8 protein-coding genes and 2 pseudogenes are annotated in these 7,551 nt (G+C 67.5%); 3 read left to right on the top strand and 7 right to left on the bottom strand.

The window, feature by feature from the left end; all coding sequences use genetic code 11:
* A pseudogene (locus tag ACF08M_RS41100) lies at positions 1-588 on the top strand (hypothetical protein); the annotation flags it as partial.
* Between the two features lie 68 nt (positions 589-656).
* On the opposite strand, the gene ACF08M_RS41095 reads toward ACF08M_RS41100, so the two are convergent.
* Genes ACF08M_RS41095 through ACF08M_RS41085 form a run of 3 tightly spaced genes read right to left on the bottom strand, consistent with a single transcriptional unit; the run spans position 657 to position 3,034 of the window.
* Entirely contained in the window at positions 657-1,451 is a 795-nt protein-coding gene (locus ACF08M_RS41095; RefSeq protein ID WP_392190427.1) for a MerR family transcriptional regulator, read from the bottom strand.
* Between the two features lie 15 nt (positions 1,452-1,466).
* A complete protein-coding gene (locus ACF08M_RS41090) occupies positions 1,467-2,228 on the bottom strand; it encodes an ABC transporter permease (RefSeq protein WP_392190426.1) in 762 nt (253 codons plus the stop codon).
* Positions 2,225-3,034 carry an ABC transporter ATP-binding protein gene (locus ACF08M_RS41085; protein ID WP_392190425.1) on the bottom strand — a complete coding sequence of 270 codons (810 nt, stop codon included), beginning with the start codon at positions 3,032-3,034 and terminating at the stop codon, positions 2,225-2,227. The genes ACF08M_RS41090 and ACF08M_RS41085 overlap by 4 nt, the downstream gene beginning before the upstream one ends.
* 187 nt (positions 3,035-3,221) lie before the next feature.
* On the opposite strand from ACF08M_RS41085, the gene ACF08M_RS41080 reads away from it, so the two are divergent.
* Complete coding sequence (locus ACF08M_RS41080; protein ID WP_392190428.1) at positions 3,222-4,223, top strand: NUDIX domain-containing protein; 1,002 nt, start codon at positions 3,222-3,224, stop codon at positions 4,221-4,223.
* A gap of 292 nt (positions 4,224-4,515) precedes the next feature.
* Positions 4,516-4,665: a hypothetical protein gene (locus ACF08M_RS41075; RefSeq protein ID WP_392190429.1), complete on the top strand. Its 150-nt coding sequence runs from the start codon at positions 4,516-4,518 to the stop codon at positions 4,663-4,665.
* Here ACF08M_RS41075 and ACF08M_RS41070 read toward each other — a convergent pair.
* The 4 genes and pseudogenes from ACF08M_RS41070 to ACF08M_RS41055 form a co-directional block, all read right to left on the bottom strand.
* A pseudogene (locus ACF08M_RS41070) lies at positions 4,635-4,826 on the bottom strand (transposase); the annotation flags it as partial. The gene ACF08M_RS41075 and the pseudogene ACF08M_RS41070 overlap by 31 nt on opposite strands.
* A 197-nt stretch (positions 4,827-5,023) precedes the next feature.
* Positions 5,024-5,143, bottom strand: coding sequence for a DUF3761 domain-containing protein (locus tag ACF08M_RS41065; RefSeq protein ID WP_392190424.1), 120 nt, complete (start codon positions 5,141-5,143; stop codon positions 5,024-5,026).
* Positions 5,144-5,292: 149 nt separating this feature from the next.
* Positions 5,293-6,252 carry an electron transfer flavoprotein subunit alpha/FixB family protein gene (locus tag ACF08M_RS41060; RefSeq protein WP_392190423.1) on the bottom strand — a complete coding sequence of 320 codons (960 nt, stop codon included), beginning with the start codon at positions 6,250-6,252 and terminating at the stop codon, positions 5,293-5,295.
* A gap of 52 nt (positions 6,253-6,304) precedes the next feature.
* A complete protein-coding gene (locus ACF08M_RS41055; RefSeq protein ID WP_392190422.1) occupies positions 6,305-7,090 on the bottom strand; it encodes an electron transfer flavoprotein subunit beta/FixA family protein in 786 nt (261 codons plus the stop codon).
* Between the last annotated feature and the right edge of the window lie 461 nt (positions 7,091-7,551).

Raw genomic sequence — 7,551 nt, 5'->3', positions numbered from 1 at the left:
CGCCGACCAGGCAGCGACCGAACAAGTGAACCTGAAACCACGTCAACCCGCCCTGACCAGCTAGTCAGCCACTCCCGCACTGCGGGGGAACCACAGCTGGCCGGGCTCTTGGAAACCAGCTCCAACCCGGCTACCCGTCTGGTTCTCGCCTTGGTCGCCCTCCACGCAACAAGCGGCACCGACCTGCGCGACCTCGTCCTCTCCGACGTGCTGCTCACCCGACGGCAACTTCTGATCCGCCGCCCCCACGGCCGTCATGTCGTCCACCTCGACGACACCACAGCTGACCTGCTGCATGCCTGGCTCCGCTACCGCCATCAGCGTTGGCCACGCACCGTCAACGCGCACCTTCTGGTCACTCAACAGACCGTCAGCGCGACCGATCCTGTCTCCGCGGATTACATCTACAGGCGCTTCGATCCCGCTGGTCTGACTCTGCGCGCAGTTCGCGCCGACAGAATCCTGGATGAGGCCCGTGAGACCGAAGATCCCGTCCACCTTGTCCGTGTCTTCGGAATCTCCATCACCACTGCCATGAAGTACATCCACGCTGCCTACCCCCACCGCGTCGGGCCTGTTCCTCACTGAGGCAGACGGCCGTCCCTGGGAAGCACGTGCACCCCCAAATAGCGTCCTTCCAGGACCCTGGCCTGCCTTCACGATGGCGGCAGCTCAGTGTTGAGTCTCTCGGCAGGCACTCGCTCGACGCGGATCCAGCCCTTCCAACCCCGCTCCTCCAGAATCGCCCGGAGCCGCTCGGCGACCGGTGAGGAGTTGGCCGCGGTTGAGTCCAGCAGGTCGACGAACTGGTCGTCGATGCCGTCGTCGGCACCCACCTCGCCAGCCTCCTCAGCGCGAATCATCAGGCGCTCCATGATGTCGGCGACCTCGACGATCCGCGGATCGTCGGCCGGCCAGTCGAGTGCCCCGCTGAGAAGGCTGTAGAGCTTCACCGTGTCGGGGTCGTCCAGCTCCTTGTGCTTCTTGGCGATCACGGCGTCGATCGAGTGCGGCACCTGGGCGGCGATCATGATCCAGGCGTCCCGCTCCATCTCGATGTACCCCTCCTCAACGCCGAGACCGCGCAGCCGGTCGAGGTAGTCCACGACGCTCTGCGGAAGCGCCAGGTGCTCTCCGGCGGCGAGCCTGGCGAGTCGGCTGCGAGTGTCCTGCAGCCGCCGGATCTCGGCGCGCAGGGCCTTGTCGATCTCCTGGACGCCGCCGGCGAAGCCCTCCGGTCCGGCGTCAAGGAGTTCTTGTACCCGGGCCAGCGGCACGCCGGCGTCTGCGAGGGTGCGGATCCGGATCAGTCGCACGACCGCGGCAGCGCCGTAGGTCCGGTATCCGGACCGGTCGCGCTCGGGCTCCGGCAGCAACCCGATCCGGTGGTAGTGGCGTACCGCCCGCACCGTCACCCCGGCGTACGCCGCAAGCTGGCTGATGGTGAGCATGGGTCTCAGACTGCCTCAGGCGATCTTCCGGCGATAGGCGGCCATCGCGAAGACGTACGCCACGACGAGGATGCCGACGCACCACGCGAGGGCGGTCCAGATGTCGTCAGCGACCGGCTGCTGGGCGAACAGGTTGCGGATCGTGTTGACGATCGACGTCACCGGCTGATGTTCGGCGAACCAGCGCACCGGGCCGGGCATCGTCTTGGTGGGCACGAACGCCGAACTGACGAACGGCAGGAAGATGAGGGGGTAGGCGAAGGCGCCCGCGCCCTCGACCGACGACGCAGAAAGCCCGGGGATCACGGCGAGCCAGGTCAGCGCCAGGGTGAACAGGAGCAGGATGCCGGTGACCGCGAGCCATACCGACACTCCTGCCCCTGAGCGGAAGCCCATGAGCACAGCGACGCCCACGACGAGCACGAGCGCGATCAGGTTGGCGACCAAAGAGGTGACGACGTGGGCCCACAGCACACCCGACCGCGCGATCGGCATGGATTGGAATCGCTCGAAGATCCCGCTCTTCACGTCGGTGAACAGCCGGTACGCGGTGTAGGAGATGCCTGAGGCGATGGTCATGAGCAGGATGCCGGGCAGCATGTAGTTCACGTACGAAACAGACCCGGTATCGATGGCGCCGCCGAACACGTAGACGAACATCAGCATCATGGCGACAGGCGTGATGGCGGTCGTGATGATGGTGTCCATGCTGCGTGTGACGTGGCGCAGGGTCCGCCCCGTGAGCGCGGCAGTGTCGTTGAAGAAGTACGTGGTCATTTTCGTCCCCCAGTTGTCGTGCCAGTGACGTCGCTCTTGTCGCTGCCGCCGATGACTGCGAGAAAGATTTCCTCGAGAGTCGGCTGCTTCTCGACGTACTCGACCTTGGCTGGTGGGAAGAGTTGCTTGAGCTCGGTGAGGGTGCCGTTCACGATGATCCGGCCCTGGTGGAGGATCGCGATCCGGTCGGCCAGCTGCTCGGCCTCGTCCAGGTACTGCGTGGTGAGCAGCACCGTCGTTCCGTGGCTGGCGAGCTCCTTGACCGCATCCCACACCTCGATGCGCGCCTCGGGGTCGAGTCCGGCCGTCGGCTCGTCCAGGAAAATCACCGGCGAATTCCCGATGAGGCTCATCGCGATGTCCAGCCGGCGGCGCATCCCACCCGAATACGTGGACACTCGCCGCGCGCCCGCCTCGCTCAGCGAGAAACGCCTCAGCAGGTCATCCGCAGTCGCGCCCGGGTCCTTGAGGTGGCGCAGCCTGGCGACCAGGGCGAGGTTCTCCCGACCGCTGAGGATCTCGTCGACGGCCGCGAACTGTCCGGTGAGGCTGATGGAGTCGCGCACGTTCGCCGGTTGCGTGGCGACGTCGAAGCCGTTGACGCTCGCCGTCCCCGCGTCGGCTTTCAGGAGAGTGGCGAGGATCCTCACGGTCGTGGTCTTGCCCGCCCCGTTGGAACCGAGCAGGGCGAAGATGCTGCCCGGCACCACGTCGAAGTCCACACTGCGCAGCACTTCGAGCTTCCCGTACGACTTCTTGAGACCTTGCACGCGAATCGCCGGACCGGCGATCGATTGGGCTGTCATGGTCATCTGCCTCCTTCGCGGAGCTGTTCCGGGCGACTGCGCGGAAGCTCCTCCCGGAAGGATGGAGGGTTGACCCAGCGTCAAGGTCAAGCCTGTTCCGACCACGGCACTCAGATCGCCGACCGGCCAGACACACTGCAGCGATGACGGGCCGCTCGCCCCGAGCTCGTTCGGCCGCGAACCCGCCATACTCATAGCTGTCGGTGAACCACTCACGCGTCGGTTCCTGCGACTCACCGGCCAGAAATCGACGAACCCGCCTGCTTCGCCAGGCGGGTGCGTCGACAAGGGCGAGTCACCCGCCCACGCCGCCGCGCGCGAAGTGATGGAGGAACTCGGCATCGTCACCGTGGCCGATCGTGGCCTTGCCGTCGACTGGGTCTCCGCGGAGGGCTTCGGCGCGCGCCCGTCTGTGCGGTTTCCTGGTGAGATCGTGCACGTCTTCGACGGCGGCACCTGGGACGAGACCCGGATTGCGAAGGTCCGCCTGCCCGATCACGAGATCACCGGTATCGAGTTCGTCGAGCCGTCCCGGCTCCCCGACAAGCTCTCCCCCAGCGATGCGCGGCGGGCTCTGTCCGCGCTGCGCGCCCGGATCAACGCCGCCGGGGCCGTGCTCTTGGAGAACGGCCTCCCGATCGCCCCCACTGTCCTGGACCGCCTCGCCGTCCTGCACACTGCCCGCGCGGAGCTCCACTACCCGTGGCACGAAGGCCCATCCCCGCACGAGCGGACGGTGACCAAGGTCCATGGATGGCTCTTCGCACCGGACGGACGCGTACTCGTCCTCCTTGAACGCGAAACCGGCACCGCCCGTCTACCTGGAGGTGTGCCCGGGCCGCAGGACCAGGGTGACCGGGCGTCAACACTGTGCCGTGAGGCCGCGAAGCACGCTGCGGCCCTGCTCAGAACACCGCTGCTTCTCGGACACCTCACCGATCCCCGAACGCGGCACACCCACCTGCGCTACGCCGCGAGGTTCACCGACACCGGTGCCCCACCGGCCGGTCCGGACACGGGTCGCAGCCACACCCGCATCCTGGCCACCCCGGAACAGGCCAGTCAACTCTTCGACTGGGGCGAGCAGACCACCACCCAGCTTGCCGCCGTCCACCGGGGCCGCCGACGCCTCGGTCTGCCCAGGGCCGCTCCCCAGCCCGTCACCGAACTTCCCGGTCCTACGAGCTGACCTCTGTGGCGTCGCCTCCGTGAACGGACGTCCCTCCGCACCCTCAGCGCACTCCCCGACCATCCGCACCAGATGCCCGGACCACGCGGTCACAGGCACCAACCAGCACGCACCGCACCTGGAGGCCACGCCGCCATGACTGTTCTGCTGCTCGTCGACGGCCACTACCTCCTGCACCGCGCCTGGTACAGGTTCGCCGCCCGCATCACCAGCCGGGACAAGTCCGTCGACCGCACGGGCGTCTTCGGGTATACCGCGCCAGGCCCAGCACGCCACGGACTTCGAAATCTTCGTGGTCTTCGACGCCGAGGACGGCTCACAGGTACGCGCCGGACAGGACAGCACCTACAAGGCACACCAGTCCGCGCCGGAGCCCGGCCTGATCGAGTCCCTCGCCCTGGCCAAGAACGCCCTCGAGTACACGGTCTCCCACGGGCCATAGCGCCCCGGCACGTCCCGCCAGGGCGAGCCCGTTCTAGCCCGCCACCAGATCCCGTCGAACACCTGACGGCGGTCCCGGCACGGCCGTCCCATCGCCGGTATCGAAGGCAACAGCGGCTCCAGCCGCAACCACTGCTCGTCCGTCAGGTCTCCACGCGCCACGACGGGATCGTTCCACGACCTTGATCAACATTTCAAACGCTGCCTAGTCCCCAGATCAACAGGAACACACCGCCCGCAGCGGGGTCGTTCTGACTGGCGAGCAGCAGCATGCCGGCATCCTTCCCTGCCAGGGCCACAGGGGTCAACGCACTGCCGAGACACCAACTGGTGGCGCCAGGCGGGATGGCCGGCGCGGCCTACTTGTACCAGTACCGGACACCGCCGTGACGGCTGCAGGTACCGCGGAACGTCTTCGAGGTGCTGTAGGTCCCGTCCCACCGGGCAAGGCACGTGGAGAGCCGGATGCGTGGAAACACGCACGTCCGGTTCGGGACGGCGGTCCAGGGAAACGGAACGGCAGCGATGCCGTCACCGCGCCCTGGGCCGACCGCACAAGGTCACGTGACCGTTCCTCGGCAGGCGCGAACACGCGCAGCGTGGCATCAGTAGTCCTTGAGTTCGCTGATCAGGAACGAGTCTTGATCTCCTCGGTGAGTTGCGGGACGACGTCGAACAGGTCGCCGACCACGCCGTAGTCGACCAGGTCGAAGATCGGGGCCTCGGCGTCTTTGTTGACGGCCACGATCGTCTTCGAGGTCTGCATGCCGGCGCGGTGCTGGATCGCGCCGGAGATACCCGAGGCGATGTACAGCTGCGGGGACACGCTCTTACCGGTCTGGCCGACCTGGTTGGTGTGCGGGTACCAGCCAGCGTCGACGGCGGCACGCGACGCACCGACGGCCGCGCCGAGGGAGTCGGCGAGGGCCTCGATGATCGAGAAGTTCTCCGCGCCGTTGACGCCACGGCCACCGGAGACCACGATCGCTGCCTCGGTCAGCTCCGGGCGGCCCGTCGACTCACGCGGCGTGCGGGCGTTGATCTTCGTGCCGGTGGCCTTGTCGGAGAAGGTCACCGACAGGGACTCGACCGCATCGGCGGCCGGGGCGGCCTCGACGGCGACCGAGTTCGGCTTGACCGTGATGACCGGGGTGCCTTTGATGACGCGGGACTTGGTGGTGAAGGACGCGGCGAACACCGACTGGGTGGCTACCGGCCCCTCGTCGCCGGCCTCGAGGTCAACGGCGTCGGTGATGATGCCGGAGTCGATGCGCAGCGCCAGGCGGGCGGCGATCTCCTTGCCCTCCGCAGAGGACGGGACCAGCACGGCGGTCGGGGAGACGGCCTCGTAGGCGGCCTGCAGTGCGTCCACCTTCGGCACCACCAGGTACTCGGCGTACTCGGAGGCGTCGTGGGTGAGGACCTTCACCGCGCCGTGCTCGGCGAGCGTGGCGGCGGTGTCGGCTGCGCCGTTGCCGAGGGCGACGGCGACGGGCTCGCCGATACGGCGGGCCAGGGTCAGCAGCTCCAGGGTGGGCTTGCGGACCACGCCGTCCACGTGGTCGACGTAGACGAGGACTTCAGCCATGGGAATACTCTCCTGAGAAAAGAAGTTGAGGGGCGGTCAGCGACTGCGGGCCTCAGATGAACTTCTGGCCCGCGAGGAATTCAGCGAGCTGCTTGCCGCCCTCGCCCTCGTCCTTGACGATCGTGCCGGCCGTGCGGGCCGGGCGCTCGGCCACGGCCTCGACCTTGGTGAACGCTCCGTCCAGGCCGACCCCCTCGGCCTCGATGTCCAGGTCGGACAGGTCCCAGGACTCCACCGGCTTCTTCTTGGCCGCCATGATGCCCTTGAAGGACGGGTAGCGCGCCTCACCCGACTGGTCAGTGACGGACACAAGCGCCGGGAGCTGCGCCTCCAACTCCTCGCTCGCGGCGTCGCCGTCGCGGCGGCCCTTGACCGTGCCGTCCTCGACCGAGACCTCGGACAGCAGGGTGACCTGCGGGACGCCCAGGCGCTCGGCGACCAGCGCGGGGACGACACCCATGGTGCCGTCGGTGGAGGCCATGCCGGAGACGACCAGGTCGAAGCCAGCCTTCTCGATGGCCTTGGCCAGCACCAGGGAGGTACCGATGACGTCGGTACCGTGCAGGTCGTCGTCCTCGACGTGGATGGCCTTGTCAGCACCCATCGACAAGGCCTTGCGGAGCGCGTCCTTGGCGTCCTCCGGGCCGATGGTCAGCACGGTGACCTCGGCGTCGTCCGCGTCCTCCGCGATCTGCAGGGCCTGCTCGACCGCGTACTCGTCCAGCTCAGAGAGCAGACCGTCCACGTCGTCCCGGTCGGCGGTCAGGTCATCGGCGAAGTGCCGGTCGCCAGTGGCGTCGGGCACATACTTCACACACACAACAATCTTCAGACTCACAACATTTCTCCTGCTTGTTCGGTCGTCGGCTTGCTGACACCCCGCCCGGTAGTGCGCCGCCGAGGACGGATGTTCCCGTCGGCACTCGTCCGGCTGGACCGGCAATCAAGGCTCAGATTGGCCCTCTGCAGCGTTCTGCCCGTGTCGGGGTGGGCCTTCGCAGGACGCCGACCGCTCAGGGGGCTCTTGGGTGGAGTCTTCACCAGCGAACGCCGCTCGCGTGAAGCAGGAGCTGTTGACGTGCCGGCTGGAGCCGTTTTGGAGAGACTGGGGCAAGCTGCGACGGTGAGCCGGCCAGGTGCCCGGCTCACCGGTGTGCTCAGGCTCCGGTCTCGCTCTGGATGAGCGTGGGAACGTCCTCGACAGCCGCGGTCGTCCGCAGTCGGGTCACGGTCTTCACGGTGAAGTAGTACAGGGGCGAGACGACGAGCAGGCCGGCGATGAAGGAGATGTCGGTGTGG

The sequence above is a fragment of the Streptomyces sp. NPDC015032 genome, assembly GCF_043080425.1.
Lineage (GTDB): Bacteria > Actinomycetota > Actinomycetes > Streptomycetales > Streptomycetaceae > Streptomyces.
Note: the sequence above shows the minus strand (reverse complement) of the source record. Positions and strands in the feature narration are given on the sequence as shown.